This window comes from Nonomuraea sp. AD125B (assembly GCF_041402765.1).
Taxonomy (GTDB): Bacteria; Actinomycetota; Actinomycetes; order Streptosporangiales; family Streptosporangiaceae; genus Nonomuraea; species Nonomuraea bangladeshensis.
This window is the reverse complement of the sequence record NZ_JBGLOU010000010.1, coordinates 291,184-317,720: the sequence shown is the minus strand read 5'-3', so window position 1 is coordinate 317,720 and position 26,537 is coordinate 291,184. Positions and strand designations below refer to the sequence as shown.

General features: G+C 71.5%; 30 protein-coding genes. 11 read left to right on the top strand and 19 right to left on the bottom strand.

The annotated features are described in order from the left end of the window. Positions 1-6 precede the first annotated feature (6 nt). Positions 7-600: a TetR/AcrR family transcriptional regulator gene (locus ACBR40_RS26915; RefSeq protein WP_371250548.1), complete on the bottom strand. Its 594-nt coding sequence runs from the start codon at positions 598-600 to the stop codon at positions 7-9. A gap of 49 nt (positions 601-649) precedes the next feature. Further along, the gene (locus ACBR40_RS26910) at positions 650-1,132 is read right to left on the bottom strand and encodes a hypothetical protein (RefSeq protein ID WP_344217174.1); all 483 of its coding nucleotides are present in this window, start codon (positions 1,130-1,132) and stop codon (positions 650-652) included. 151 nt (positions 1,133-1,283) lie between these two features. Here ACBR40_RS26910 and ACBR40_RS26905 point away from each other — a divergent pair, with 151 nt between their 5' ends. The 3 genes from ACBR40_RS26905 to ACBR40_RS26895 all read left to right on the top strand — a co-directional run bounded on the left by ACBR40_RS26905 (position 1,284) and on the right by ACBR40_RS26895 (position 5,372). After that, the gene (locus tag ACBR40_RS26905; RefSeq protein ID WP_371250547.1) at positions 1,284-3,515 is read left to right on the top strand and encodes an ATP-dependent RecD-like DNA helicase; all 2,232 of its coding nucleotides are present in this window, start codon (positions 1,284-1,286) and stop codon (positions 3,513-3,515) included. A gap of 123 nt (positions 3,516-3,638) precedes the next feature. Further along, a complete protein-coding gene (locus ACBR40_RS26900; protein WP_344217170.1) occupies positions 3,639-4,841 on the top strand; it encodes an Ig-like domain-containing protein in 1,203 nt (400 codons plus the stop codon). 33 nt (positions 4,842-4,874) lie between these two features. Further along, positions 4,875-5,372 (top strand): N-acetyltransferase family protein, encoded by a 498-nt coding sequence (locus ACBR40_RS26895; RefSeq protein ID WP_371250546.1) that lies wholly within the window; start codon positions 4,875-4,877, stop codon positions 5,370-5,372. Between the two features lie 65 nt (positions 5,373-5,437). Here ACBR40_RS26895 and ACBR40_RS26890 read toward each other — a convergent pair whose 3' ends face one another. Both ACBR40_RS26890 and ACBR40_RS26885 read right to left on the bottom strand, forming a co-directional pair. Further along, complete coding sequence (locus tag ACBR40_RS26890) at positions 5,438-6,460, bottom strand: tyrosine-type recombinase/integrase (protein WP_371250545.1); 1,023 nt, start codon at positions 6,458-6,460, stop codon at positions 5,438-5,440. 108 nt (positions 6,461-6,568) lie between these two features. After that, positions 6,569-8,098, bottom strand: coding sequence for a UDP-N-acetylglucosamine 1-carboxyvinyltransferase (locus ACBR40_RS26885; RefSeq protein WP_344217164.1), 1,530 nt, complete (start codon positions 8,096-8,098; stop codon positions 6,569-6,571). Between the two features lie 137 nt (positions 8,099-8,235). Between ACBR40_RS26885 and ACBR40_RS26880 the strand changes: the two genes are divergently transcribed. Together ACBR40_RS26880 and ACBR40_RS26875 are read left to right on the top strand one after the other, a co-directional pair. Further along, on the top strand, positions 8,236-8,724 hold the full coding sequence (locus ACBR40_RS26880) for a hypothetical protein (protein WP_371250544.1): 489 nt from the start codon (positions 8,236-8,238) through the stop codon (positions 8,722-8,724). Between the two features lie 288 nt (positions 8,725-9,012). Further along, positions 9,013-9,876, top strand: a complete 864-nt coding sequence (locus ACBR40_RS26875) for an LLM class flavin-dependent oxidoreductase (RefSeq protein WP_371250543.1) — start codon at positions 9,013-9,015, stop codon at positions 9,874-9,876. 366 nt (positions 9,877-10,242) lie between these two features. Here ACBR40_RS26875 and ACBR40_RS26870 read toward each other — a convergent pair whose 3' ends face one another. Beyond that, on the bottom strand, positions 10,243-11,217 hold the full coding sequence (locus tag ACBR40_RS26870; RefSeq protein WP_371250542.1) for a C39 family peptidase: 975 nt from the start codon (positions 11,215-11,217) through the stop codon (positions 10,243-10,245). Positions 11,218-11,765: 548 nt separating this feature from the next. On the opposite strand from ACBR40_RS26870, the gene ACBR40_RS26865 reads away from it, so the two are divergent. Beyond that, complete coding sequence (locus ACBR40_RS26865; protein WP_371250541.1) at positions 11,766-12,710, top strand: NADP-dependent oxidoreductase; 945 nt, start codon at positions 11,766-11,768, stop codon at positions 12,708-12,710. Between the two features lie 42 nt (positions 12,711-12,752). Here ACBR40_RS26865 and ACBR40_RS26860 read toward each other — a convergent pair whose 3' ends face one another. The 7 genes from ACBR40_RS26860 to ACBR40_RS26830 all read right to left on the bottom strand — a co-directional run bounded on the left by ACBR40_RS26860 (position 12,753) and on the right by ACBR40_RS26830 (position 16,949). Beyond that, a complete protein-coding gene (locus ACBR40_RS26860) occupies positions 12,753-13,259 on the bottom strand; it encodes a MarR family transcriptional regulator (RefSeq protein ID WP_344217152.1) in 507 nt (168 codons plus the stop codon). A 72-nt stretch (positions 13,260-13,331) separates the two neighbouring features. Then, positions 13,332-13,766, bottom strand: coding sequence for a nuclear transport factor 2 family protein (locus tag ACBR40_RS26855; protein ID WP_371250540.1), 435 nt, complete (start codon positions 13,764-13,766; stop codon positions 13,332-13,334). A 503-nt stretch (positions 13,767-14,269) separates the two neighbouring features. Continuing rightward, positions 14,270-14,524, bottom strand: coding sequence for a hypothetical protein (locus ACBR40_RS26850; protein WP_329577730.1), 255 nt, complete (start codon positions 14,522-14,524; stop codon positions 14,270-14,272). 661 nt (positions 14,525-15,185) lie between these two features. Beyond that, the gene (locus ACBR40_RS26845) at positions 15,186-15,482 is read right to left on the bottom strand and encodes a DUF952 domain-containing protein (RefSeq protein WP_371250539.1); all 297 of its coding nucleotides are present in this window, start codon (positions 15,480-15,482) and stop codon (positions 15,186-15,188) included. Then, positions 15,479-16,033, bottom strand: a complete 555-nt coding sequence (locus ACBR40_RS26840; RefSeq protein ID WP_371250538.1) for a GNAT family N-acetyltransferase — start codon at positions 16,031-16,033, stop codon at positions 15,479-15,481. Before ACBR40_RS26840 ends, ACBR40_RS26845 begins: the two co-directional genes overlap by 4 nt. Before the next feature lie 20 nt (positions 16,034-16,053). Continuing rightward, complete coding sequence (locus ACBR40_RS26835; RefSeq protein WP_371250537.1) at positions 16,054-16,611, bottom strand: TetR/AcrR family transcriptional regulator; 558 nt, start codon at positions 16,609-16,611, stop codon at positions 16,054-16,056. Positions 16,612-16,622: 11 nt separating this feature from the next. Beyond that, positions 16,623-16,949 carry an SMR family transporter gene (locus ACBR40_RS26830; protein WP_344217140.1) on the bottom strand — a complete coding sequence of 109 codons (327 nt, stop codon included), beginning with the start codon at positions 16,947-16,949 and terminating at the stop codon, positions 16,623-16,625. A 141-nt stretch (positions 16,950-17,090) separates the two neighbouring features. On the opposite strand from ACBR40_RS26830, the gene ACBR40_RS26825 reads away from it, so the two are divergent. Both ACBR40_RS26825 and ACBR40_RS26820 read left to right on the top strand, forming a co-directional pair. Beyond that, the gene (locus ACBR40_RS26825) at positions 17,091-18,020 is read left to right on the top strand and encodes a radical SAM protein (protein WP_364457461.1); all 930 of its coding nucleotides are present in this window, start codon (positions 17,091-17,093) and stop codon (positions 18,018-18,020) included. Between the two features lie 70 nt (positions 18,021-18,090). Beyond that, the gene (locus ACBR40_RS26820; RefSeq protein ID WP_371250536.1) at positions 18,091-18,840 is read left to right on the top strand and encodes a phytanoyl-CoA dioxygenase; all 750 of its coding nucleotides are present in this window, start codon (positions 18,091-18,093) and stop codon (positions 18,838-18,840) included. Here ACBR40_RS26820 and ACBR40_RS26815 read toward each other — a convergent pair. The 4 genes from ACBR40_RS26815 to ACBR40_RS26800 all read right to left on the bottom strand — a co-directional run bounded on the left by ACBR40_RS26815 (position 18,834) and on the right by ACBR40_RS26800 (position 20,918). Beyond that, positions 18,834-19,289 (bottom strand): nuclear transport factor 2 family protein, encoded by a 456-nt coding sequence (locus ACBR40_RS26815; RefSeq protein WP_344217134.1) that lies wholly within the window; start codon positions 19,287-19,289, stop codon positions 18,834-18,836. The genes ACBR40_RS26820 and ACBR40_RS26815 overlap by 7 nt on opposite strands. 59 nt (positions 19,290-19,348) lie before the next feature. Beyond that, complete coding sequence (locus tag ACBR40_RS26810; protein WP_344217132.1) at positions 19,349-19,489, bottom strand: hypothetical protein; 141 nt, start codon at positions 19,487-19,489, stop codon at positions 19,349-19,351. Between the two features lie 43 nt (positions 19,490-19,532). Continuing rightward, positions 19,533-19,784, bottom strand: a complete 252-nt coding sequence (locus tag ACBR40_RS26805) for a helix-turn-helix domain-containing protein (protein ID WP_371250535.1) — start codon at positions 19,782-19,784, stop codon at positions 19,533-19,535. A gap of 639 nt (positions 19,785-20,423) precedes the next feature. Further along, entirely contained in the window at positions 20,424-20,918 is a 495-nt protein-coding gene (locus ACBR40_RS26800; RefSeq protein WP_371250534.1) for an ATP-binding protein, read from the bottom strand. 296 nt (positions 20,919-21,214) lie between these two features. Between ACBR40_RS26800 and ACBR40_RS26795 the strand changes: the two genes are divergently transcribed. Genes ACBR40_RS26795 through ACBR40_RS26785 form a run of 3 tightly spaced genes read left to right on the top strand, consistent with a single transcriptional unit; the run spans position 21,215 to position 23,130 of the window. Next, a complete protein-coding gene (locus ACBR40_RS26795; RefSeq protein ID WP_371250533.1) occupies positions 21,215-21,973 on the top strand; it encodes a MerR family transcriptional regulator in 759 nt (252 codons plus the stop codon). A 45-nt stretch (positions 21,974-22,018) separates the two neighbouring features. Next, positions 22,019-22,342, top strand: a complete 324-nt coding sequence (locus ACBR40_RS26790; protein ID WP_344217125.1) for a metalloregulator ArsR/SmtB family transcription factor — start codon at positions 22,019-22,021, stop codon at positions 22,340-22,342. Continuing rightward, complete coding sequence (locus ACBR40_RS26785) at positions 22,339-23,130, top strand: SRPBCC family protein (protein ID WP_371250532.1); 792 nt, start codon at positions 22,339-22,341, stop codon at positions 23,128-23,130. Before ACBR40_RS26790 ends, ACBR40_RS26785 begins: the two co-directional genes overlap by 4 nt. Before the next feature lie 6 nt (positions 23,131-23,136). Here the strand turns inward: ACBR40_RS26785 and ACBR40_RS26780 are convergent, their stop codons facing one another. The 3 genes from ACBR40_RS26780 to purB form a co-directional block, all read right to left on the bottom strand. Then, positions 23,137-24,117 carry a DUF4037 domain-containing protein gene (locus ACBR40_RS26780; protein ID WP_371250531.1) on the bottom strand — a complete coding sequence of 327 codons (981 nt, stop codon included), beginning with the start codon at positions 24,115-24,117 and terminating at the stop codon, positions 23,137-23,139. A 124-nt stretch (positions 24,118-24,241) separates the two neighbouring features. Continuing rightward, positions 24,242-25,012, bottom strand: a complete 771-nt coding sequence (locus ACBR40_RS26775) for a GNAT family N-acetyltransferase (protein ID WP_371250530.1) — start codon at positions 25,010-25,012, stop codon at positions 24,242-24,244. Between the two features lie 10 nt (positions 25,013-25,022). After that, positions 25,023-26,453: an adenylosuccinate lyase gene (purB, locus tag ACBR40_RS26770; RefSeq protein ID WP_371250529.1), complete on the bottom strand. Its 1,431-nt coding sequence runs from the start codon at positions 26,451-26,453 to the stop codon at positions 25,023-25,025. Positions 26,454-26,537: the final 84 nt, after the last annotated feature.

The window sequence follows — 26,537 nt, the reverse complement described above, 5'->3', positions numbered from 1 at the left end:
GCGGGCTCAGGGGCGCATGGCCTTGACGAAGGCGTCGACGAGGGCGTCGGCGTACTGCGGGGTGAGCGGGCCGGAGCGCAGCAGCCAGCGCTGGTAGAGGGGGGCGTACAGCAGTTCGAGCGCCAGGTCGAGGTCGGCGCCGGCGGCGAGCTGCCCGGCTTTCTGGGCGCTGCGCAGCCGCTCCTTCTTGGCCTCGTCCACCGGCCCGGCCAGCTTCTCGCGGTACTGCGCGGCCAGCGCCGGATCGTTGATGATCTCCAGGTTGAGCGCGCGGACCGGCCCTTCGAAGGCCGGGTCGGCGAACTCGGCCACCGTGGCCCGCATCACCGTCTTGAGGTCGGCCTCCAGGTCGCCGGTGTCGGGCAGCGCGAGGTCGTGCTCCGGCCCGCCCTCGCTGAGCGCCAGGAAGGCGTCCAGCACCACCGCGCCCTTGGAGGGCCACCAGCGGTAGATGGTCTGCTTGCCGACGCCGGCGCGGGCCGCGATGGCCTCGATGCTCAGCTTGGCGAATCCGACCTCGGAGACCAGCTCGCGGGCCGCGGTGAGGATGGCCTGCCGGGAGCGCTGGCTGCGGCGGGCGGGGTCGGGCTGCTTGGCCATGCCCCGGATCGTACCACGCCGTAAGACGATCCGTACCGTCTCGCCGAATCTAGGCCACCCTGTTCACCGTGTACGTCACGAGGATCTTGGCCCTGACATCCCCATGAATGGCGGTGTAGTCCACGGTGACCTCCCGGAACCCGTTGATCTCGTCGAAGAGCACCCTGTGGTTGAGGTTGCCCTGGTAACTCACGTCGTCGGGCTCGGAGTCGACCACCATGCGTTCGGTCAGTTCGCGGCGGAATATCAGCATCTGGTTGAGCGCGCCCGTGCTCTCCGCATCGAAGTGGGAGATCTGCAGCCGTCTGGTGACGTTGTAGGTCAGGCTCTGGCCGGGCGGGATGAACAGCGCCCCGCTCGGATGCAGCGGATGATCGCGATCCGGGCGCAGGAACAGGTTCTGGCTGTCAAAGATCTGTTCGTCGTCCACGGCGCGGACCGACTGGGCGTTGATGACCCCTGCCGGCGAGACCTTGAAATCGTTCGTGTTCCTGATGGACGCCAGCGAGACGTCTATCGTCTTGGTGGCCACGACATCCTCCCCCGATGGACCTGCGTCACTTATGCCCCTCGGCATGACGCCCGCATCGGGGCCGCGCCGCGCCTTGCCCACTTATTACCGTCCTCGCCGCGCCCTCGGGCCGGGTGTCGCGATGTCGGGGGTCTGCCCTAATCTCATCGGCGTGGGGAGGACAGACGCGGGTGCGCCAGGCCCCGGCACCGAATTGCACGCCGTACTCGAACGCATCACCTACGCCAACGAGGAGACCGGCTACACCATCGCCCGCGTCGCGACCGAGCGCACCGGCGCCGACCTGCTCACCGTCGTCGGCCCCCTCCTCGGCGCGCAGGTCGGCGAGTCGCTGCGGCTGAACGGCCGCTGGACCTCCCACCCCCGTTACGGCCGCCAGTTCGAGGTGTGGTCCTACTCCACCGTGCTGCCGGCCACCATCCAGGGCATCCGCCGCTACCTCGGCTCCGGCCTCATCAAGGGCATCGGCCCCAAGATGGCCGAGCGCATCGTCGACCATTTCGGCACCGGCACCCTCGACGTCATCGAGCAGCAGCCCGAACGCCTCGTCGAGGTCCCCGGCCTCGGCCCCAAGCGCACGAAGATGATCGCCGCCGCCTGGGAGGAACAGAAGATCATCAAAGAGGTGATGATCTTCCTGCAGGGCGTGGGCGTGTCCACCTCCATCGCCGTGCGCATCTTCAAGCAGTACGGCGAGTCGTCCATCTCCGTCGTGCGCACCCAGCCCTACAAGCTCGCCGACGAGGTCTGGGGCATCGGCTTCAAGACCGCCGACACCATCGCCCAGGCCGTCGGCATCCCCCACGACAGCCCCGAACGCGTCAAGGCGGGCCTGCGCTACACCCTGTCCCAGGCCGCCGACGACGGCCACTGCTACCTGCCGGCCCCCAACCTCACCGCCGACGCCGTCAAGATCCTCGACGTGCCGCCCGACCTGGTCACCGCCTGCCTGCAGGAGCTGGCCGCCACCGAGGGCGTCGTCGCCGAGGACGTCCCCGCCGGCGACAACACCGTCCCCGCCGTCTACCTGCCGCCCTTCCACCGCGCCGAGCTGTCCCTGGCCGGCACCCTGCTCACCCTGCTGCGCGGCGGCCGCAACGCCGGCCACGACCGGCTCAAGGCCTTCGCCGACGTGGACTGGGAACGCGCCGAGTCCTGGCTGCACCGCCAGACCGGCACCGAGCTCGCCCCCGAGCAGCGCCAGGCCGTCCGCCTGGCCCTCACCGAGAAGGTCGCCGTCCTGACCGGCGGCCCCGGCTGCGGCAAGAGCTTCACCGTGCGCTCCATCGTCACCCTCGCCCGCGCCAAACGCGCCAAGGTCATCCTGGCCGCCCCCACCGGCCGCGCCGCCAAACGCCTGGCCGAGCTGACCGGCCACGAGGCCACCACCGTCCACCGGCTGCTGCAGCTGCGTCCCGGCGGCGAGGCCACCTTCGACCGCGACAACCCCCTCGACGCCGACCTCGTCGTCGTCGACGAGGCCTCCATGCTCGACCTGCTGCTGGCCAACAAGCTCGTCAAGGCCGTCGCCCCGGGCGCCCACCTGCTGTTCGTCGGCGACGTCGACCAGCTGCCCTCCGTCGGCGCCGGCGAGGTGCTCAAGGACCTCCTGGCCGCGCCGGAGATCCCGCGCGTGCGCCTGACCCAGATCTTCCGCCAGGCCCAGGAGTCCGGCGTCGTCGTCAACGCCCACCGCGTCAACACCGGCCGCCACCCCGTCCTGGAGGGCATGAAGGACTTCTTCCTGTTCCCCTGCGAGGAGCCGGAGGAGATCGCCGCGCTCACCGTCGACGTCGTGGCCCGCCGCATCCCCGGCCGCTTCCGCCTCGACCCCCGCCGCGACGTCCAGGTCCTGGCCCCCATGCACCGCGGCGCCGCCGGCGCGGGCGCGCTCAACATCGCCCTGCAGGAGGCCCTCACCCCCGCCCGCGAGGGCATGCCGGAACGCCGCTACGGCGGGCGCGTCTTCCGCGTCGGCGACAAGGTCACCCAGCTGCGCAACAACTACGACAAGGGCGCGGCCGGGGTGTTCAACGGCACCGTCGGCATCGTCACCGACATCCGCCCCGACGAGCACAAGCTGACCGTGCTGACCGACGAGGACGAGCACGTCGACTACGCCTTCGACGAGCTCGACGAGCTCGCCCACGCCTACGCCGTCTCCATCCACCGCTCCCAGGGCAGCGAGTACCCGGCCGTCGTCGTGCCGCTGGCCACCAGCGCCTGGATGATGCTGCAGCGCAACCTGCTCTACACCGCCATCACCCGCGCCAAGAGGCTCGTGGTGATCGTCGGCTCGCGCCGGGCGCTGGCGCAGGCCGTGCGCACCAAGGGCGCCGGCCGCCGGCACACCGGCCTGACCTACCGCCTGACCCCGCGTTGAGCTGGCCTGATCGCCCGACAGTGATGTAAATGTGACCGAACTCTCCCATATGATTCCTCGTCTTACATGCAGGAGCATTAAGGTTTTTGGGGTGCGATGACCATCCCGGGGGAGAGGACAGTTGTGAACGTAGCGACCGCTTGGCGGACACCGGCCGTCTCGCTCGCCCTGCTGGCCGCCGCCGCGCTGACCACGTCCTGCTCGTCGACCGGCGGCAACGCCGCCGGCGGCCGGCCCGACGCGCCCGAAGCCAGCGCCAGCGCCACCCCCGAGGCCCCCGTCGTCAAGATCAGCCCCGCCGAGGGCAGCGCCACCGTCAGCCCCGACAAGAAGATCGTCGTGGCCGCCGCCGGCGGCGCCCTCGAGAACGTCACCGTCGAAGCCGGCGGCGACGAGATCGAGGGCCGCTACAACGCCGACAAGACCCGCTGGATCTCCCGGACGCCGCTGAAGCCCTCCACCGACTACACCGTCACCGCCAAGGCCGGCGCCACCACCTCCACCAGCACCTTCACCACCGCCAAGCCCCAGCGCGCCCTGCAGGTCATCGACGTCACCCCCAACGCCAAGGGCGAGACCCTCGGCGTCGGCGCGCCCATCATCGTCACCTTCAACCAGCCCGTCGCCGACAAGGCCGCCATCGAGAGCGCCCTGAAGATCGACGCGGAGAAGCCCGTCGACGGCGCCTGGCGCTGGGTCAACGACACCAAGGTCATCTACCGCACCGCGAAGTACTGGCCCGCCCACCAGAAGGTCACCTTCAACGCCGGCATCACCGGCATCAAGGCCGGCAAGGGCCTGTACGGCACCAAGGACTACACCGCCACCCTCAAGATCGGCGCCAAGCAGATCAGCAAGGTCAACACCCGCACCCACATGATGTACGTCTACAAGGACGGCAAACGCGTGCAGACCATGCGCATCAGCGCCGGCATGGCCACCACCCGCGAATACACCACCACCTCCGGCGTCCACCTCACCATGGAGCGCGGCAACCCCGTCCGCATGATCTCCCCGGGCCGCAAGAAGGGCGACGAGGGCTACTACGACGTGATGATCAACCACGCCGTCCGCATCTCCAACTCCGGCGAGTACGTCCACGCCAAGGACAACGTCTGGGCCCAGGGCCGCCAGAACGTCAGCCACGGCTGCGTCAACGCCCGCCCCGACCAGGCCCGCTGGTTCCACGACACCATGCAGCGCGGCGACGTCGTCGAGATCACCGGCACCGACCGCGAGCTCGAATGGGACAACGGCTGGGGCTACTGGCAGATGCCCTTCTCCCAGTGGAAGAAGGGCAGCGCCCTGCACGACGACAACGCCTGACCCACCCCCGCTCCCCGAGGAACACCACCCCACGTGCGCATCCGCCCCGGCACCCCCAACGACGTCCCCGCCGTCCTGGCCATGTTCGACAGCGCCGTCGCCTGGCTGGCCGCCCGCGGCCGCACCGGCCAATGGGGCGACCAGCCCTTCACCGGCAACCCGCGCCGCACCGAGCAGGTCACCCGCTGGGCCCACGGCGGCGGCATGCGCATCGCCGAACGCGACGGCTCACCCGCCGGCTGCATCGTCCTCGGCGACGCCCACGACTACGTCACCCCCGCCCCCGAACCCGAGCTCTACGTCCAGGCCCTCGTCATCGACCGCCGCCACGCCGGCCACGACGTCGGCCGCACCCTCCTCGACCACGCCGCCCACCAGGCCCGCGAACGCGGCCTGAACCTCCTGCGCGTCGACTGCTACGCCGGCGACGACGGCCGCCTGGTCGCCTACTACGAAAGCTGCGGCTTCACCCGCCAAGCCCCCTTCACCGTGGGGGAGTGGCCCGGCATGCTCCTGCACCGCCGCCCCTGACCCCGGCGCAGACGCGGCCGACCTCGCCTTCCCCGTAACGCCGTGACCCCGGTACAAACCCCCCGCTAGGACCCCTCGCCCCGCAGCAGCGGATGCGTCCGCATCGCCACCTCCAGCTCACCCGGCAACTCGTCCCGGTAACGCCCCAGCGTCGACAGATCGCTGTGCCCCAGCACCCGCCGCACCGCGTCCATGTCCACCGCATCGGCCAGCAGATGCGTCGCCGTCGTGTGCCGCAGCCCGTGCGGCGTCACCGACCGCCGCCGGTCCGGGTCCACCCGCGCCAGCACCCGGTCGATCACCGCCTGCACGTCACCCCGCGCCAGCCGCCGCCCCCGCCACGACAGCAGCAGCGCCTTCTCCTCCACCTCCGCGGGCCGCCGCCCCCGCTCCAGATACGCCTGCAGCACCCGCGCCACGTCATCCGGCAACGGCACGTCCCGCGTACGCCCGCCCTTGCCGAAGATCCGCCAGTAACGCACCCCGTCGTTGGTGAAGAAATCCTCCACGTTCGCCCGCGTCAGCTCCGACACCCGCGGACCCACCGTCGCCAGCAGCAGCACGATCAGCCCGTCGCGCAGCTCCGTACGCTGATCGCGCCGCTTGCCGGCCTCCACCGGCTCCTCCGGCAGCCGCCGCGCCGCCCCGATCAGCCCCTGCGCCTGCTCCCGCGTCAACGCCCGCCGATGCGGACGCAGCCCGCCCCGCTCCTTGGCCGTGACCGTCGCGTGCAGCATCGGATTGACCTGCACCCACCCCACCAGCGCCGCGTGCTTGAACAGCGCCGACACCGACCGGCGGAACCGCGCCTGCGACGACGGCGACTGCCCCCTGCCGCCCGACCCGGCGGGGGAGCGGCCGTCCGGCTTGCGGGCGAACGCCAGCAGCACCGCGTCCACGTCCTCGCCCGTCAGATCGTCCAGCACCCGCTCCGCCCCGGCCAGCTCCACCAGCGTCGCCACGTCCCGCGCGTACACCTCCGCCGTCGACGCCGACAAACCCCCCGTCACCGTCCGCGCCCGCACCAGCTCCACATAACGGTCAGCCGCCTCCACCACCGTCAACCGCTCGAGCTCCGCAGGCCGCACCCGCCAACCCCCTTGCACGCCGCCAGGACCACACGATCACCCACGACCGTAACCGACCCCACCGACGAAAAACCCGCGGCCACCGCCACCAGCCCGAACCGGCCCGCCTCAGATGTCGCGGAACGTCTCGATCCGCGCCCCCAGCGCGTTCAGCCGCTCCGCCAGATCCTCGTACCCCCGGTTGATCACGTACACGTTCCGCAGCACCGACGTCCCCTCCGCGGCCATCATCGCCAGCAGCACCACCACCGCCGGCCGCAGCGCCGGAGGACACATCATCTCCGCGCTGCGCCACCGCGTCGGGCCCTCGACCAGCACCCGATGCGGATCCAGCAGCTTCACCGACGCCCCCAGCCGCGTCAGCTCCGTCAGATAGATCGCCCGGTTGTCGTACACCCAGTCATGAATCAGCGTCGACCCCTGCGCCGAGGCCGCGATCGCCGCGAAGAACGGCACGTTGTCGATGTTCAGCCCCGGGAACGGCATCGGATGGATCTTGTCGATCGGGGAGACCAGCTTCGACGGCCGCACCGTCAGATCCACCAGCCGCGTACGCCCGTTCGCCGCCCGGTACTCCGGCCCCCGGTCGCAGTCGAGCCCCATCTCCTCCAGGACGGCCAGCTCGATCTCCAGGAACTCCACCGGCACCCGGCAGATCGTCAGCTCCGACGACGTCACCACCGCCGCCGCCAGCAGGCTCATCGCCTCGACCGGGTCCTCGCTGGGGGAGTAGTCCACGTCCCGATCGATCACCGGCACCCCGTGCACCGTCAGCGTCGTCGTCCCGACCCCCTCCACGCGCACGCCCAGCTCCTCCAGGAAGAAGCACAGGTCCTGCACCATGTAATTCGACGACGCGTTACGGATCACCGTGACACCATCATGACGCGCCGCCGCCAGCAGCGCGTTCTCCGTCACCGTGTCGCCCCGCTCCGTCAGCACGATCGGCCGCGACGGCGCCGCCGACCCGTCCACCCGCGCGTGATAGAACCCGCCCGTCGCCGTGATGTCCAGCCCGAAGTGCCGCAACGCCGACATGTGCGGCTGCACCGTACGGGTCCCCAGGTCACAACCCCCCGCGTACGGGATCCGGAACTGCTCCGTCCGATGCATCAGCGGACCCAGGAACATGATCACGCTCCGAGTGCGCCGCGCCGCCTCGGTGTCCATCGCCTCCAGCTCCAGCCGAGCCGGCGGCACGATCTCCAGATCACTGCCCTCGTTGATCCACCGCGCCCGCACCCCGATCGAGGCCAGCACCTCCAGGATCCGGTAGACCTCCTCGATCCGCGCCACCTTGCGCAGGATCGTCCGCCCCGAATTCAGCAACGACGCGCACAACAACGCCACGCACGCGTTCTTCGAGGTCTTGACATCGATGCTGCCCGACAACCGCCGGCCGCCCACCACCCGCAGATGCATCGGGCCCGCGTACCCCAGCGACACGATCTCGCTGTCGAGCGCCTCACCGATCCGGGCGATCATCTCAAGGCTGATGTTCTGGTTGCCGCGCTCGATCCGGTTCACCGCGCTCTGACTCGTCGCCAGCGCGTCCGCCAGCTGCAACTGCGTCCATCCGCGATGCTGCCGAGCATCCCGAATCAACCGGCCGATCCGTACCAAGTAATCATCTGTCATAAGAGACGACCATATCTCACATATGAGATGCATCCTCGACCGGAGTCCCCGACGCGCCGAACACCACCTACCACAGGAGGGACGAGATACACATCCACCCACGGCTCGCTAGCGCCGTGACCGCCCGATGAGGTGGGATGATGACCCCCGTTCTCGGCACCGCCACCACCCTCGAACCGCTGGAGGCCGGCAACATGGCCGCATTGATCAGTGAATTGCTGGACGACGACCCGATCCGCGGCTTCGCCGGCGTGGTGGACACCGCGGCCGAGGCATCCCCTGACAGCTACGCCATCGAGCCCGGAGGATGGGCCACGGCCCAGGACAACTGGATCGCCATCGACGAGCCGATCGAGCAGGGCTGCATCGTCAAGTACGAGGTGTGGGACGGCGAGCCGCCGACACACCCGCCCGCGGCCTCGACCTGGCAGGGGACCGTCTACCTGGAATCCGGGACCATCCAGCCCGAGGACAACGCCGGCACCGATCTGACCGGCAGCAGGTTCGACCTCGGCCGGCCCGACCGGCGATGGAACGTCCGCGTCCACCGCGACCGGCTCGGCCACGGAGCGTTCCCACCGGACGTCGTCCAGCGGACGTTGATCACCCTGCAGTTCTGGCCGTGAGAGGCCGGGCGCGGCGCCGAGCCCCAGGAGCCGGGGCCATTTCCGCCGCAGCGCCTGCCTGCGCATGGCCGGCACAGGCGGCCATCTGGTAGCCCTCGCCCCCGCGCGTCGGGTGCTGTCCGTCCCGACGCGACCGGCGCGGACATCACCGCGCCGACCACCGCCGCCACGCTCCGGGAGGACCTGCCGGCCCCCTACCCGGCACTCCTCGAACGAGCCTCCCGCCCGGCCGCCCAGACCCCGATCTGGCGACGGACCCCTTACGGCCCCACGAGTACTGTGACCGGCGTGAACCTTGATGTGATCATGTGGCCGGACTCCCCGTGGGCCGACATGCGCCAGGAATGGCTCCAGGCCGAGGAGTTCGGGCTGGGCCGCGGCTGGCTGTACGACCACCTGAACCTGAACGACCGGCCGATATGGCACGAGTCCTACACCACCCTCGCGGCCGCGGCGGCGGCGACCTCCCGCATCGGGATGGGCACCATGGTCACCGCGCCCAACTTCCGCCACCCCGTGACCACCGCCAAGGCCGCCCTGTCCCTCGACGCCCTCTCCGAGGGCCGCTTCGTGCTGGGCCTCGGCGCCGGAGGCCCCGGCGCGGACTCCGACGCCCTGGGCGGCGCCCCGCTCGAGCGTGCCGAACGCACGGCCCGCTTCGCCGAGTGGACCGAGCTCATCGACCTGCTGCTGACCCGCGACACCGCCGACTTCGCCGGCCGCCACTTCACCGCCCACCAGGTCGCCATCGGCGGCGGCGAAGCACGCAGGCCGCCCCTGGCGGTCGCCGCCACCGCCAGACGCGGCATGGAACTGGCCGTACGCCACGCCGACCTGTGGATAACGCAGGACATCAGCCAGAACCCGGCCACCTACGCCGGCACCCCGCACACCGAGGTACGCCGCCAGATCGCCCTCCTCGACGAGATCTGCGCCGAACAGGGCCGCCCCCCGGAGACCCTGCCCCGCCTGGCGGTGCTGGGGTACGGGGGCGAGCGCCCGCTGGCCTCGATCGAGGCGTTCCGCGACTGCCTGGGCCGGTACGCGCAACTCGGCATCTCGACTCTGGCCGTCCTGTGGCCCCGCGGCGAACAAGCCGGCGCGCAACTCGCGGTGCTGGAGCAGGCCGCCGCGGAATGCCGCCTGCCCTGACGGGGAAGGACGCGGCCGCCGCCGGGCAGAGTCCTGCCGGTAGCGCACGGGGTCCATGACCCCACCGACGCGAAGCGCGCGGGGGAGACGCGGGCGGCCGTCCGTCCGTCGATGGTGGCGAAGTAGGGGGTCCGCTGGTCGCGCAGAGCCGGCCGGCTCGGGCGCCGGGAACGGCCGAGCCCGCCACAGCTCGGCCGTCAAATCCAGGACCCGTGCGTGTCGTCCGCGCCGAGGCCGCGTCTCAGGACCGAGCCGGCCCTCGACGACCACGTTCCCCAGGCCGCCCGACGACATGAACAGCGTGGGGCCGCATAGCGCCGGATCGACCTCCTCCCGCGGTACGGCGGACGCCCCCTCGCGCCCGGGTCAGGTTCGCACGATGGCGACGTGATCGACCCAGTTCCACGCGAGGTTGGCGTTGTCCAGCAGCAGCCGGTCCACGTCGATGGAGTGCTCGCTGCCGTCAGCGGGGTCGGCGACCTTGAACGTCGAAGGATGCACGGACCCGTCGCCGTGCACCACGCCGCCGTACCCGTGGATGGTCAGATAGTGCCGCAGGAGCGGCGTGGCGGAGTTCCACCAGGGCAGCTTGCCCGGGATCACCAGGATCATCACCGGCCTGCCGCGCGACAGGGACGTGACGATCCGGTCGATTCCCGCCTCGTAGGTCTGGCCGTTGGCGACGTAGATCTCCTCCCACTTGTACTGCCAGTCGGAGTCGGGGATGTAGGAGTTGATCGCGGCGGGGATCCTGCCCGGCATGGTCGCGCCGAAGAGAGTCTCCTCGGTCTGGAGCTTGTCGGCCAGCTCCGATTGGGGCGGAGCCGAGATGCCGATCGTGGACAGCGTGGTCTGTACGACGCCCGGCCCGCACCAGTTGGCCCGTTCCTGCTGCTTGGCCGACAGCCTCATGTCCAGGGCCCGGACCGGAAGCTGCCACGTCCCGGCGATGCCGAACGTCGCCTGGGTGACGACGTAGGGACGCCTGAGGTCGGTGAAGGCGGTGTAGCACGCCCGGCTGGCGTTGGTGGTCATCGTGGGGCACGAGTCGGAGATGTCCGGTCCGCCCCCGCCGAACGTGAGCCGCAGGTTCACCTGGAAGTTGGTGTACGCGCCCGGGTTGATGAAGGCGACGCTGCGGACCTGCGTGCGGGCGGAGTTGAACTCCAGGCAGACCTGATAGGCGGTGCCGTTGTGAACGCGAGTTTCGCTGCAGGTTCTGTTCGCCGCCGGCGGGTACTCGTGCCAGATCCCGGCCTGTGCGGGTAGCGGGGGCACGGCGACGACGGCGAGCACCGTCCCCGTCAGGACCGCGAGTAACGCGGTGAAGATCCTTCGCATGGGTTCGCTTTCTTTGCAGGGGTTCGTCGCGGCCGCGGGACCGCGACCCGGTTCAGCCGCTCATTGATCGCCACCGTCAGCAGCACGGTCGCCGCCTTCGCCGGCCTGTCGATAGGGAAAGGGCGTTTCGCCATGATCGTCCCGGGCTGCACGGTGTCGAGGGTGGGCAACGAGCCGCCCCGCAGGACCGTGAGAAACGCCGCCGCGGCCGTTCCGTGCAACAGGGCGCGTCTCACCCGCTGCCTTCCGCCCGAGCGAAGAAGCGCCGGGCCCGCTGCCGCTCCGCTCCCGATAAGGGACTGTTCACGAGGATCTGCACAGCACCACCTCCGTGATGGCGTTCATTTGTGCGCGATAACGGTCCTGACCGTAACCTTGCGAGCGTCGCCCGTCAACGGATCAAGCCAAGGAGAAGACACCGTCCGGGCGGGCGCGGCACTGTGTTCCATCCCACAGGCTCTCACGTTGCTTCGAATTCGAAGCGGGTCTAGAGTAACGAACAGATGCTTCGAGTTCGAAGCAACACCTCTCCGAAAGCGAGCCCCGCCATGAAGGCAGTGCGTTTCCACCAGTACGGCAGCCCCGAAGTCCTGCGCCAGGAAGAAGTGGAACAACCCGTCCCCGGCCCCCGACAGGTACGCATCCGGGTCGCCGCGACATCGTTCAACGCGGTGGACGGCAACATCCGCGCAGGCTTCATGCAAGGCCCCATCCCGGTCACACTCCCGCACACCCCCGGCCTCGACGTCTCCGGCACGGTCGACGCCCTGGGGGAGAACGTGCAAGGCGTCGAGATCGGCGACGAGGTCGTCGCCTTCCTGCCGATGACGGGAACCGGCGCCGCCGCGGAGTACGTCCTCGCACCCGCCGACATCCTGGCACCGGCACCCAAAAGCATCCCGCTGCCCGACGCCGCCGCACTCCCAGTGGTCGGCCTCACCGCCTGGCAGGCCCTCTTCGACCACGCCCAACTCACCAGCGGCCAGCGCATACTGATCAACGGCGCAGGCGGAGCAGTCGGCGGCTACGCCGTACAACTGGCCAAGCGGACCGGCGCGCACGTCATCGCCACAGCCGGCCCGCGCAGCCACGAGCAGGTCAAAGCCTCCGGCGCCGACGAGATCATCGACCACACCACCACCGAGGTGAACACGGCGGTGAAAGAGCCGGTCGACGTCGCCCTCAACCTCGCCCCGATCGACCCGGAGCGGCTGGCAGCACTGCTCACCCTCATCCGGCCCGGGGGAGTGCTGGTCAACACCACCGTCTGGATGCCCGCGCCCTCCGACGACGAACACGGCGTACGGGGCATCGACCTGTTCGTCCGCAGCGACGCCGGCCAACTGGAGCAACTGGCAGCGTTGATCGACTCCGGCGAACTACGTGTCGACGTCGCCCGCCACGTCCCGCTGGCCGAACTGCCGGCGGTCCACGCCCAAGCCGCCGCAGGCGAACTGCACGGCAAGGTCGTCATCGTCGCACCCACCACCTGACCGCCGCCACAGAGAAGGGATGGCCACGGCGGGGGAGACGGGTCATCCGGCCCGGCTGCGGCCGGGCCGACGTTTGGCAGAACGTGGCGGGGTGGCGCGCATGTGAGCGCGGACGCGGGCCAGCACGCCACCGAGCGCGACGAGGTCCTCATCGCTCATCGCCTCGAACAACAACCCCCGCACCTGAGCGACATGCCCCGGGAGCACCCGCGCGACCAGCTCCCGGCCGGCGTCCGTGACAGCCACCATCACACTGCGCTCGTCCTCCGGCGACGGCGAGCGGGTGATCAAGCCACGTTTGTCCAGCAGACCCGCCTGATAGGTCAGACCACTACGGCTGTACACGACACCGTCCGCCAGGTCCGTCATCCGCAGCCTGCCCTCCGGCGCGTCCACCAGCCGGGCCAGGATCTGAAACTGCACCCAGCTGAGATCACCGTCGGCCCGCAAGTGCTCCTCCACCGCGTACTGCAGAAGGCTGCTGACCTCCATCAGGGCGAAGTAGGCGCCAAGTTGCTCACTGTTCAGGCCGGCCGTCGGATCGCTCACGCCCCTCACCCTACTGCTTCGAATTCGCACCGCCCGGCCCCGAAAGCACCACGCGCCGCAGCGCGCCGGCTCTCAGCCCTCCTGCTGCAGAGGTCCGGCGAAGACCACGATCTCGTCGATGTCTCCGGCAGCGGTGAAATGAACCATGTCGGTGCCCCTCAGCACCGCGGTGCCGTCGGCGGACTCGAAACGCCAGCCGAACCTGGCCCACTCATGAGGCGCGTCGACCACCGTCGTCCGCACCATGCGGCACCGGCCCGCCGGATAGCTCTGCACCACCTCGGTGATGAAGTCCTCCACGGCACCGCGTCCGACCCCCCGGCCGAGAGGGCCGTGAAACGACACATCGGGGGCGAGCGCCAGGCTGAGCAGCCGGGCCCGGCGATCCGGATCGCCGGTGTTGGCCGCGGCGATGAAGGCGTCGATCGCGCCGGCGTGCACCTGACCCGCCGGCGGGCGCGTCACCGTCCCCTCTCCGGTCAAACGCTGCTCTCCGGTCGTCATCATGCCTCCCCGCCTCGCGCGCCGATCCGCTGGAGAGCCTACTTGGGCTTGACGGACCGCGCTGGCCCGTCGCCAGCGGCGCGACCGGCCTGAGCCTCCCAGACTCTGCTGCACGACAAAGACCGCCGGCCGGCCAACGAGGGCGCGTCGCGCCTGCCAGTCCTGCTCATCCAGCTGGTGCTTTCGCCATGCGCAGAAGCCTCGGGTTCGGCCTGCGGGGGAGAGGCGCCGGATGAGGGCGTGCTCCTCGTCAGGTCCGTCGAGTCTTCAAGTCAGTCAAGGTCCGCTGCAGCGCAGGTCGTTGGCGAGCACCAGGAGCTGTCGCGAGCCGAACGTCGCGCTGGGCGTCCGATCCTTGCAGGGGAGGCACAACAACGGTCTCGCCGAGTGCGGGCCTGGGCAAAGATGCGTTCGTCACCAACCGGACAGAACCCACATTCTGTCCGGTATCGCACTATTTCCGGCATTATGCAGTCTCGCCGGGGAGAGGCCCCGGCAAACCACCTTCACAGCCGGTTGACGAACCGGGCGGCGGCCCGCTGGCTCATGCCGGTCTCGCCGCGTACCAGGAAGACGGCTTCCTGGATCTGGCCGAGGGCTTTGAGCTCGCGAGCCTGGTCGACAAGATCGATGCTCGGGTTCAGCCGGTTACGCGGCCGCTGGGTCAGGCGCACGGCGAGGATGGCGAGCCAGATGGCGGCTGCGGTGATGACGGCCGTGAGCGCGATGAGGCTCGGGGTCGTGATCTCCAGGGGGTACATGCGGTGCGTCTTCCCGGTGCGGGGTGCTTTAGTCGGCACATGTCTGTTTGCTCGATAATGAACATTATGTCAAGTAGACCGGAATCGGCCCCCGGCAGGCCCGGTCCCCCTCCGCGAGGTTCTGACGGGAAGGTTGACCTTGTGTTGAATCACTGTCCTTGCGCGGGATCGCCGATTTAGGGTGGAGCTCCTGCTATTCGCGCCGCGAGAGGAGCAGCACATGGGGATCGAGTCCGTCTTATGCCCGGTGTGTCAGGGGGTTCTGCCCGCTTCCGGTAAGGAGGCGTACACGAAGCTGCGGGGGCGGCTGATCGTGACGAACGGTTATTGCGGGGGTGGTTGCGCCGAGCGGGTGGCGCAGGAGCGGACGCGGGAAGTGGCGCGTCCGAGGCCGGGGGTGCCGGCGCAGGAGCCTGTTCCGGTGGCTGAGGCGGCGCCGGCGATGCCGCCGATGGTGGCTGCGGGGCGGCCGCGTGGGGCGTCGTTGCGGGTGGTTCGTTAACGGGTTGCGTCAGCGGGTGCGCTGACGGGTTTTTGTTGTTGCGCGGGCCGGCGCCGGGGTCACCGGTGTGCCCGTGGTCACGGGTCGAGGCGTTCGGCCGGGGTGCGGACGTGCGGGTGTCCGTTGTGGGGTGCTTCTCCCCCGCTGTCGTCTCGCTGATCAGGTGGTGTAGGGCCGGACGTGGGTGACGGCGGTCACGGGTAGCGGGCCGTACAGGTGGGGGTAGCCGTTCTCGGTGCGGATGTCGAGCCCGGTGGGGTCGATGTCGAGGACGAGCAGGGGCTCGGTGACGTGGGTGTAGTAGCGGTCGTGGACCTGGCGGAGCTGGTCGAGGTCGTGGCTGCAGTGGATGAAGCCCTCTTCGTCGAGGGTGCGGCCGAGGGTGGAGATGCGGTACTCCCCCGCGTCGGTGGCGTGGTGCCAGTCGGTGGCCAGGGCGAGGTGGTGGATGGTCATGGGGTCCATTCGGTCTCGAGGATGGCGTAGATGGTCTCGCTGGTCCATTCGCCTTTGACGTGCTCGTTGTCGACGAGGGTGGCTTCGTGGCGCATGCCGAGTTTGGCGAGGACGCGGGCGGAGGCGGTGTTGCGGGCGTCGAGGCGGCCGGTGATGCGGTGCAGGCGCAGGCCGGTGAAGCCGAGGGTGAGCATGGCGCGGGCGGCTTCTCTGGCGTAGCCGTGGCCGTGGTGGTCGGGGTGGAGGATGTAGCCGATCTCGCCTTGGCGGTGGGTGTCGCTGGTCCAGACGAGCAGGGCGGAGCCGATGAGTTCGCCGGTGCGGGTGAGGGTGACGGCGAGGTCGAGGGCGTCGCCTTCGGCGTGGACGGCGGTGCGGGTGGCTTTCTTGGCGAGGACTTCGCGGCTGGTGTCGCGGTCGCGGGGTTCCCAGTAGAGGTAGCGGGCGACGTCGGGGCGGGATTCGTAGGCGTGGACGGCGTCGAGGTCGTCGGTGGTGAAGGGGCGCAGGGTGAGGCGGGGGGTGGTGATGGGGTAGGTGGGTTGGAGCACGGGGGCAGTGTAGGGATTGGTCAGCGGGGTGGCAAAAGGGTTTCGAGTGCGTGGGTGAGCAGGGTGCGGGCTTGTTCGGCGGGGCGTTGTTCGACGACGAGTTCGAGCCAGAGGGTGGACAGGGTGGTGTAGAGGAGGCGGGCTCGGGGGTCGGTTTCCGGCAGGTGGAGTGCTTGGGCGATGAGGCGGGTGCAGCCGTCGGTCCAGCGGCGGGCGATGTGTTGCAGGACGGGGTCGCGGCCGGCGTGGACGTACAGCTCCCATAGGCCGAGTTGGCGGGTGCGGTCGGTGTCGGTGGTGAGGGCGTGGGGCAGGCCGGTGAGGCCGTGGTGGGTGATCAGGGTGGCGGTGGTGGTGAGTTCGGTCTCGACGAGCTGGGCGAAGGCTTCGGCGAGGAGTTGGTCGCGGGAGGTGAAGTAGTAGGTGGTGGCGGCGAGTGGGAGGTGGGCGCGTTGGGCGACGGCGCGGTGGGTGACGGCGGCGAAGCCGCCTTCGGCGAGGAGGTCGACGGCGGTGTTGAGCAGGGTGGCGCGGCGTCGGCGGGAGCGGGCCTGGGTGGCGGGGTTGGGGGTTTTCATGGGGTGCGTTGTCATGGGGTGCGGGCGGCGAGGTTGAGGACGATGACGCCGGCGATGATGAGGAGGATGCCGCCGATCTTGTACGGGGTGAGGGTCTCCCCCATGAAGGCGGCGCCGATGAGGGCGATGGCGGCGGTGCCGGCGCCGGACCAGACGGCGTAGGCGGTGCCCATGTCGAGTTGGAGTTTGAGTGCTTGGGCGAGGAGGGTGAAGGAGGTGATGTAGCCGGCGGCGACGGCGATGGTCCAGCCGATGTGGGTGAGGCCGTTGCTGAGTTTGAGTGCGCTGGTGGCGAGGATTTCTGAGGCGATGGCGAGGGCGAGCAGGAGCCAGGCCATGGTGTTCCTTTTGGGGGTGAACTGGTACGGGTGTCCCAGTTTATCGTGTGGCTCCGCTCCCCCGGGTGTGGCGGAACTGCTTGAAAACGCAGTCGAATACGTGTTCCACTGGAGGGTGTGGGTTGGGACGCGCTTCCGTTGGTGGACGCCGCCGATGAGCGACCGCTGATCGAGCGGCGCGCGGTGCTGCGCGACGGCTTCTACGAGACGCAGGCCCGGACGATGATCGAGCGGGTGCCGCCGGTGGCGGGCATCGCGCAGCAGTGGGCGGTCTCCCCCTATCGGGGTTGTGCGCACGCGTGCCGGGGTTGCGGGGCGCGGTCGGGTCATCGGCGGCTGGGGCTGGACGCGGGGCGTGATTTCGACACCCGGATCGTGGTGAAGCCGAACGCGGTGGCGCGGTTGCGCGCGGATCTGGCGCGCTGGGGCGGTGAGGAGCTGGCGGTGGGCGTCAGCGGTGACTGCTACCAGGAGGCGGAGGCGACCTACCGGCTGATGCCGGGGGTGATCGGGGCGCTGGCGGAGGCGGGGGTGCCGTTCACCGTCTACACGAAGGCGGCGCTGGTGTTGCGGGACGCGGCGTTGCTGGCGGAGGCGGGGGCGCGGGTGGCGGTGTCGATCGCGTTCGTCGACGAGCGGATCCGGCGGGCGGTGGAGCCGGGGGCGCCGACGGCGCAGGCGCGGCTGGAGCTGGTGTCGGCGCTGGCGGAGGCCGGGGTGGAGTGCCGGGTGCTGATGGCGCCGGTGCTGCCGTTGCTGAGTGACGCGGCCGATCAGCTGGGGGCGACGGTGCGGCGGATCGCGGGTGCGGGGGCGCGGGCGGTGGAGCCGGTGGTGTTGCGGCTGCCGGCGGGGACGCGGGCGTGGTACCTGGAGTGGCTGGGTGCGGCGCATCCGCATCTGGTGGCGCGTTACGAGGAACTGTACGACCGGGCGGGGCTGCCGTCGCCGGACTACGAGCGGCGCATCACGGGGCAGATCGCGCAGTTGTGCCAGGTGTACGGGATGGCGTTCGGGCCGGGTGAGGCGCGGGTGCGGGAGCCGCGGGTGGCGCAGCTCTCGCTCGTCTGAGCGTGCCTGTCCCCCTTGCGGGGGAAATCGGGTCGATCCGGCCGGGTGGGCGCTGCTAGCGTGCCGGCGCATGAACGAGACCAGCATGGGCGGCGGCGCCGGAGTGGACGTCGAGGCGTTCGTGGCCGACGGGTTCGTCAAGGTGGGGTCGGTCGTGCCGGGCGAGGTGGCCGACGCGGCGCGGGCGCTGTTGTGGCAGCGGATCGGGTTGTCGCCGGACGATCCGTCGGGGTGGACGCAGCCGGTGGTGTGGACGGCTGACATGACGGGTGAGGGGCCGTTCGGGCAGATCGTGCGCAGCGCGCGGCTGGCGTCGGCGCTGGACGCGGTGGCGGGCGCGGGCGGGTGGCTGCCGCGCGGCAGTGTGGGCAATATCCCGGTGCGGTTCCCGCGGGTGCCGCCGGCGGAGGATCGAGGCTGGCACATCGACGCGAACACGCCGCGCGCGGACGGCACGTACGGGGTGAGCGGCCGGCCGCACACGTTGCTGCTGCTGGTGCTGCTGTCGCGGGTGGGGCCGCAGGACGCGCCGACGCGGATCCGGGTGGGTTCGCAGCGGGACATGGCGGCGCTGCTGGACGAGCGGGTGCGGGACGTGATGGAGATCGGGGCGGCGTTCGAGGAGGTGGGCCGGGACCGGCCGGTGGCGCTGGCGACCGGTTCTCCGGGTGATGTGTTTGTGGTGCATCCGTTCACGGTGCACGCGGCGCAGGAGCATCTGGGGGCCGAGCCGCGGTTCATGGCGCAGGCGCCGGTGTTCCTGTCGCGTCCGCTGGAGCCGGGTGCGGGCTCGCCGCTGGCGCGGGCGGCCGGTTACTGACTTTCGCAGGCCGCGGCGATGGCTGCGGGGTCCCAGTAGAAGGGGCGGCATTCGAGCATGCGGCCGTCCCTGACGGTGATGAGTTGCACGATCAGGGTGTCGACGTCCCGTCCGGTGGCGCGGGCGCGGAAGCGCACCCGGTTGCGTACGACGACGGTGTGCTCGTCGCCCCAGTGCTCCTGCTCCAGGAACTCCATCGATTCCCAGGTCTCGCTGAAGCGGGCCAGGAACCGTTCCATGCCGTCGTGGCCGTGCCAGGTGCCGGTGAAGGGGAGCCCGGGCGCCTGGTGCAGGGTCACTTCCGGGTCGAGGTGGGCGGCGACCTGGTCGTAGCTCGCCTTGCCGGGTCCGCCTGCGGCGACGTACGCGGCTTCGGCGGCGTAGAACTTCTGCATCACCGTCCAGGCGTCGGCCGCCGGTGCGTCGTGGTGATCGGTGGTGGTGCTCATGGCGCCAGGATCGCCGCTCGGGGCGGTTGCGCGCTGGCGGGGATCAGACGTGCAACCCGTCAGCGGGTGGTGGTGGTGAGCAGGAAGGAGGCGGCGCCGAGCGCGGCCGCGGTGAGGATCACCGTGGCCAGGGCGGCCAGGATGAGCAGGCGCCGCGGCAGGCTGGGCCTGGGCGGCGGGCGGCGCTCCCCCGTGTCCATGTGACCGACGGTAACAAGGGGGTTGAGCTGGGCGGACGCCGGGTCAGGTGGGGGCGGGCGTGGTGCGGGTGGCGAGGTGGTCGAGCGAGATGTCGAGGACGTCGGCCAGCGCGGCGATGGTGAAGAACGCGGGTGTGGCGATCCGGCCGGTCTCGATCTTGCGGAGGGTTTCGGCGGACATGCCGGCGGCGGCGGCGACCTCGACGATGCTGCGTTCGCCGCGGGCCTGGCGGAGCATCGTGCCGAGGTGCTCGCCGCGGAGCCGTTCTTCGGGAGTCAGCGGTGGTCGCACCATGAGGCTCACTCTATACCGTTACCGGTATTGTTATCGTTCGCTCACCGGGGTAATAACCGGTGATCGAGTGACGCGGCACGCCGGTGGCCGTGCTCGCAGGGTCGCGGGCGGCGCTGTCCGGCGTGGCGGGACGGCTGCGACGGGTGTCGCGCCGGCCGGCGTGTCACCGCCGTGGTGACCGCCGTGGTGACCGTGCGGTCCGTGTCCGGGCGGGGCCGCGCGCAGGTCAGGCGGGCCGCTCGTGGTAATAAGCGCGGCGCCGGGCGCGCTCTTGTCCGCAGGTCCTGGGCCTGCGGGAGCGTACGCGGGCCGCGTGGTCCTCGCGAGTCGGCGCGGGTTCCTGCGCCGGGCCGTCCCGGAGGTCGATGCCGGTCCCGGCGAGCGCCGGGACGCGTCGTCTCCCGTGTTCGCCCCTCGGGGCGGATGCTGCTGGTCGTCACCGTTGTCATGGCGCCTCACAGTGGCGGAGCCGGCGTGCGCCTCGTGCGCCGCCGCCCGCCGTCGTCCCCAGGTTATGTCCGGCCCCTTATCCGGGGCAGTTCCTGCCAAAACCCACAGCAAGTTTTTGCCTGCCGATGGGGCGGGCCTGGCGTGACCGGGTGAGGGCGCGGCGCCGGGGCGCGCGTGAGCAGGGGAACCTCACGCGCACCCCGGCGCGGCCAGCTCGAACCAGACGACCTTGCCGCGCCGTGAGGGGGTGCTCCCCCACGCGTCGGCCAGCGCCTGCACCAGCTCCAGGCCGCGGGAGCCTTCGTCCTGCTCGCCGGCCCGGCGGGGGCGGGGCGGGCGGGGGTCGGTGTCGGCGACCTCGCAGCGCAGCCGGCCGTCGCGTGCCCACATGCTGAGCACGACGGGGCCGTGCGCGTGCCGGACCGCGTTCGTGACGAGTTCGCTGACCAGGAGTTCGGCGGCCTCTGCTGTCTCGCGGGGCGGGTCCCACTCGGCGAGCAGGCCGCGTGCCGCGCGGCGGGCGCGCGGCACCGAGGAGGGCGTGGCGGGCAGCGTCCACGACGCCGCGACCATGGGCATGGACGTGGGCAGGCAGGCGGGCATGGACGCGGGCATGAGTTGCGGCATCAGCGCCGGCAGGAGCGCGGGCATGGCGGCGGGCATGGCCGTGCAGGCGGGACTCATGCCGATCGCCTGTCGTGCCGGGTCGCCGGGGTGCGGGCGGCGCCGTTGCGTGGCAGGTCCCCTCCCCGCTCGGGCCGGCGGGTGGTGCCGGGCGGCGGGTGCGGAGGCTGGTGCTGGCACATGTCGGATCCCCCATCCTTGGTGCGTCCCGTCTCCGGGGTTCTCCTTCACCATGCCCTCACACCCCGCCCCACCAAGAGGTGAGAAATCCCTATATGAGTACCTACGTACGGGCCGGGCCCGCACCCGGCAAAGGAGTTGACCCTCACCCCTCGTGAGGGTCCATGGTGGGAGGCATGAGTCTGTCGGTCGGTCAGGTCGCCCGCCTCGCCGGCGTCACCGTACGCACCCTGCACCACTACGACGAGATCGGCCTGCTGGCCCCCACCGAGCGCACCCGCGCCGGCTACCGCCGCTACACCGACGCCGATCTCGCCCGCCTGCAGCAGATCCTCCTCTACCGGGAGCTCGGCTTCCCCCTGGAGGAGATCGCCGTCATCCTCGACGAGCCGCGGGCCGACGAGCTGACCCATCTGCGCCGCCAGCACGAGCTGCTCACCGCCCGCGCCCGCCATCTCGGCGACGTGATCGCGGCCGTCGAACGCGCCATCCACGCGCACACCAGCGGCATCACCCTGACCCCCGCCGAGCGTTTCGAGGTGTTCGGCGGCTTCCGGCCCGAGGAGCACGAGGCGGAGGCCGCCGCCCGCTGGGGCGCGGACCCCCGCTACGCCGAGAGCCGCCGCCGGGTGGCCTCCTACAGCAGGGCCGACTGGCTGGAGCTGAAGGCCGAGGCGTCGGCGATCACCGGCGCGCTCGCCGAGGCGTTCAAGGCGGGGCTGCCGGCCGGCGGCGAGCACGCGATGGACCTGGCCGAACGTCACCGCGGCCATGTGCATCGCTGGTTCTACGACTGCGGCCACGACCTGCACCGCCGCCTCGGCGACCTGTACGTCACCGATGTCCGCTTCACCGCGTTCTTCGACGCGGTCCTGCCGGGCCTGGCCGGTTACGTGCGGGAGGCCATCCACGCCAACGCGGCCCGCCACCCCTGATACATGCCCTTGCGGGCATATAACCGAGCGGGTATATTCGCTGGCATGCCCTTCGACGTCCTCGCCGAGCCCGCCCGCCGGCACATCCTCGACCTGCTCCTCGAACGCCCCCGCAACGTCACCGAGCTCACCGACAGCCTCGGCCTCACCCAGCCGGGCACCAGCAAGCACCTGCGCGCCCTGCGCCGCGCCGGCCTGGTCACCGTCCGCAAGGACGCCCAGCGCCGCTTCTACGAGCTCACCCCCGCTCCCCTGGCCGAGATCGACGCCTGGCTCACCCCCTACCGCCGGCTCTGGACCCGCAGCCTCGACCGGCTGGAGGCCCATCTGGACGCCATGCCGGACGAGCCCGAGGAGGACGTGCGATGAACGAGGACCTCACCCTCCACCCCGACGGCCGCACCTGTCTGCGTATGCGCCGCCGCCTGCCGCACCCGCCGGAGAAGGTCTGGCGCGCCCTCACCGAGCCGGACCACCTGGCCGCCTGGTTCCCCGCGGAGGTCACCATCGACGGCGAGCGGATCGGCTACGGCTTCGGCCCCGACGGCCGCGTCACCCACCGCGAGCCGCCCCGCCTGTTCGCCCACACCTGGGGCGAGGACCATCTGCGGTGGGAGCTGGAGCCGGACGAGGGCGGCGGCACCCTGCTCACGCTCACCCACACCTTCTCCGACCGGTACGGCGCCGCCAGTTTCGCCGCCGGCTGGCACACCTGCCTCATGGCCATGCTCGCCCACCTGGACGGCCGCTCCCCCGCCGCCGGCCCGCCCGAAATGGGGCGGCTGCACGAGGACTACGTCCACATCCTCGGCCTCGACGGCGCGACCTGCGACGGCGGCACCGTACGCGTGGAACGCCAGCTCGTCCGCCCGGCCGATCACGTCTGGCGGCATCTGGGCGGCGACCGCGCCGCCGTCGGCGAGCCGCCGCCCGCCCCGTTCACCGTGCCCGCCGTCCCGGCCGGCCCCGTGACCCGCGCCGAGCCCGGCAAGCTCCTGGAGTACGGGACGCCGGGCGGCGGCGTCCGCTGGGAGCTGGGCGAGGGCACCGGCCACGGCGCCCGTCTCGTCCTCACCTGCACCGGCGACCCGGCCGCGCTGCCCGCCTGGCGTTCCCGGGCCGCTGAACTCGCCGCGGAGCTCGCCGGAGAAAGCTGAGAAGACTCAGGCGGTCAGGCCCAGCGCCGCCGCCGTCAGCGCCCGCGCCCGCCCCGACTCCGTCAGCACCTGCGTGGAGTCCGACAGCTGGTCGACGCATCCGGCGGCCGGCAGCGCCCGGATCGCCGGGTCCGACACCGACGCCATCAGCGCCTCGGCGAACCGGTCGCCGCCGATGACCCGGAACGGCCGGTCGTGGAAGCCGCGCACGCCCTCGTCCAGCCGTTCGGCCAGCGCCAGCCGGTTCTGCAGGGCCGCCAGGCGGGTGTAGGCGCCCGACAGCAGTTCCTCGCGTTCCCGCCACGACCGCGCGGACACCGCCGCTCCCAGGCACTCCCCCAGTTCGGCCGATCCGGGCAGGCGGGCCAGGGCGCTGCCGAGCCATTTGGCGTAGGGCGGGTAGCGGCGGCGCAGCAGCAGCGCCAGCCGCATCACCTCCCGGGCCAGCCGCGCCCCCACGACCGCCGACCCGAGCTCGTCGCCGACCTCCCCGCACCGGCCGGGGAACGGCTCCTCCTGGGCGATGCGCCGCCACTGGCAGGCCAGCACGTACCGCCACACGTCCTCGGGATACCAGCGCAGCGCGGCCCGCGCCGCCTCCAGCGCGCCGAGGCCGTCGTGGAAGACCTCGCCGCGGGTCACCTCCGCCAGCCGCTGCCACGGCACCGACAGCCAGTCGAGCAGCGACATGCCCGCCCGCGGGTCGAACCCCAGGTGTTCGCGCAGCCACGCGCCCGGCTCGCACACCCGTACGCCGGGCCGGGCCCGGCCGTGATAGGGGAACACGGTCGGCAGTCCGCGGAAACGTTCCGGCAGTCCCGCCAGCACCCGCGCCTCCACCTCGGCCACCTGCTCGCCCGGCACGAACAGCAGCACCCTCGGCCCCCAGTCGTGGTCGGCCGAGCGGGCGGTGTCGAACGCCAGCACCTCAGAACCCGGCCCCACCAGCGCGGCGCTGTGCGCGGTCCGCGGCACCAGCGGCGCCACCACCTCATGGTAGAAAGCCCGCGACAACTCAATACCCGGCATGAAATCGGACATCACGCCGTCAACTCTGCACCAGCACCGCCCGAACCTCACCCGATTTTCGCCCCCGCCCCCTGGGGGGCTCTCAGGTGGTGACGGAGGAGGTCATCACCTGGCGGCGCCGGTAGCCGATGCGCTCGTAGACGCGGATCGCCGCCGGGTTGTCGTCGTCCACCATCAGCGCGGCCCGCCCGTAGGTGTCGATGAGCCGTCCCGACACCCACCGGCACACCCGTTCGGCCAGGCCGCGCCCGCGGTAGGGGGCGCGGGTGGCGACGCCGGCCAGCAGCCCGACGTCCGGGGCCGACCAGGCGTCGGCGGCGACCGCGGCGATCACGCCGCCGTCGCGCAGCCCCGCCCACCGGCGCACCCCGGCGCCGCCGGGCACGGCGTAGGCGTCGGGGGCGTCGGCCGCGAGCAGCGCGGTGATCTCCGCCTCGGCGCCGTCCAGCCACCCCACGCCGTCCTCGCCGTCCTCCCCGGTGTCGCCGGTGTCGCCGGTGTCGCCGGTGTCGTGGTGGAGCTCGGTGAGGCTCATCCAGGAGAAGCACGGCCCCGCCCGCAGCCCGTCCACCGCGCCGGCGACCTGCCGGATCAGCTCGGCCTCGCCGAGCGGCCGGTACGACGGCCCCAGCTCGGCCAGGGCGTGCCGCACCAGCGGCGCGGCGTCGCGCGGCGGGCCCTGCACCACCAGCCGGTCCCAGCGTGAGATGCCGGGGCAGCCGGCGACGACCGCGCCGCCCGCCGCCCATGCCCGCGCGCCGGGCCGCAGTCCCTGCGCCGCCCACATCACCAGGTCGTCGTCCCCGCACGCCGACCGTACGTCGGCGGGGGTGCGCAGCTCCCGCGTCACCATTGCGGGCAGGTCACAGGATGGCGCCCGGCCGGTAGGCGGCCGCCTCCGGATGCGCGGCCACGATCTCGGCCACCCGCTGGGCGACGGCCTCCACCTGGTCGGCCGCCGCGCCGGTGAACGACACCCGGTCGGCCAGCAGCCCGTCCAGCCGCTCCCGGTCCAGCGGGAAGCGCTCGTCGCCGGCCAGCAGGTCCAGCAGCTCGTTGGCCGCGCCGCGCGAGCGCATCGCCAGCGCCGCCGCGACGGCGTGCTCCTTGATCAGCTCGTGGGCCTGCTCGCGGCCCATCCCGGCCCGCACGGCCGCCATCAGCATCTTCGTGGTGGCCAGGAACGGCAGGTAGCGGTCCAGTTCGGCGGCGATCACGGCGGGGAAGGCGCCGAACTCGTCCAGCACCGTCAGCATCGTCTCCATCAGCCCGTCGAAGGCGAAGAACGCGTCCGGCAGCGCCACCCGCCGCACCACCGAGCACGACACGTCGCCCTCGTTCCACTGGTCGCCCGCCAGCTCGGCGGTCATGGAGGCGTAGCCGCGCAGCACGACCGCCAGGCCGTTGACCCGTTCGCAGGAGCGGGTGTTCATCTTGTGCGGCATGGCCGAGGAGCCGACCTGGCCTTCGGCGAACCCCTCGGTGACGAGCTCGTGGCCGGCCATCAGCCGGATCGTCCTGGCCAGCGACGACGGCGCCGCCGCGGCCTGCACCAGGGCGCTCAGCACCTCGAAGTCCAGCGAGCGCGGGTAGACCTGCCCGACGCTGGTGAAGGCGCCGGCGAACCCCAGGTGCTCGGCCACCCGGCCCTCCAGGGCGGCGAGCTTGGCCCGGTCGCCGCCGAGCAGGTCCAGCATGTCCTGGGCGGTGCCGACGGGGCCCTTGATGCCGCGCAGCGGGTAGCGGGTGATGAGCTCCTCCAGCCGCCGGTAGGCGACCAGCAGCTCGTCGGCCGCGGTCGCGAACCGCTTGCCGAGCGTGGTGGCCTGCGCGGCCACGTTGTGCGAGCGGCCGGCCATCACCGTGGCCTCGTGCTCCTTCGCCAGCGTCGCCAGCCGCGCCAGCAGCGCCACCATGCGGTCGCGGGCCAGCAGCAGGCTGTCGCGGATCTGCAGCTGCTCGACGTTCTCGGTCAGGTCGCGCGAGGTCATGCCCTTGTGCACCTGCTCGTGCCCGGCCAGCGCGTTGAACTCCTCGATGCGCGCCTTGACGTCGTGGCGCGTCACCCGCTCGCGCGCCGCGATGGACTCCAGGTCGACCTGCTCGACGACCTTCTCGTAGTCGGCGACCGCGCCCTCGGGGACCGCGACGCCCAGCTCCGCCTGCGCCCGCAGCACCGCCAGCCACAGCCGCCGCTCGGCGACGATCTTGTACTCGGGCGACCACAGGCGGGTCAGCTCCGGCGAGGCGTAGCGGGCGGCCAGGACGTTCGGGATGCGCGGCTTGGAAGTCACGTTCGACAAGTGTAGGCATCGTCCCCGGCCACGTCGCACGCCCGGGGGCGGGGAAAGGCCCGGCCGCCGTCGCCGGCGACCGGG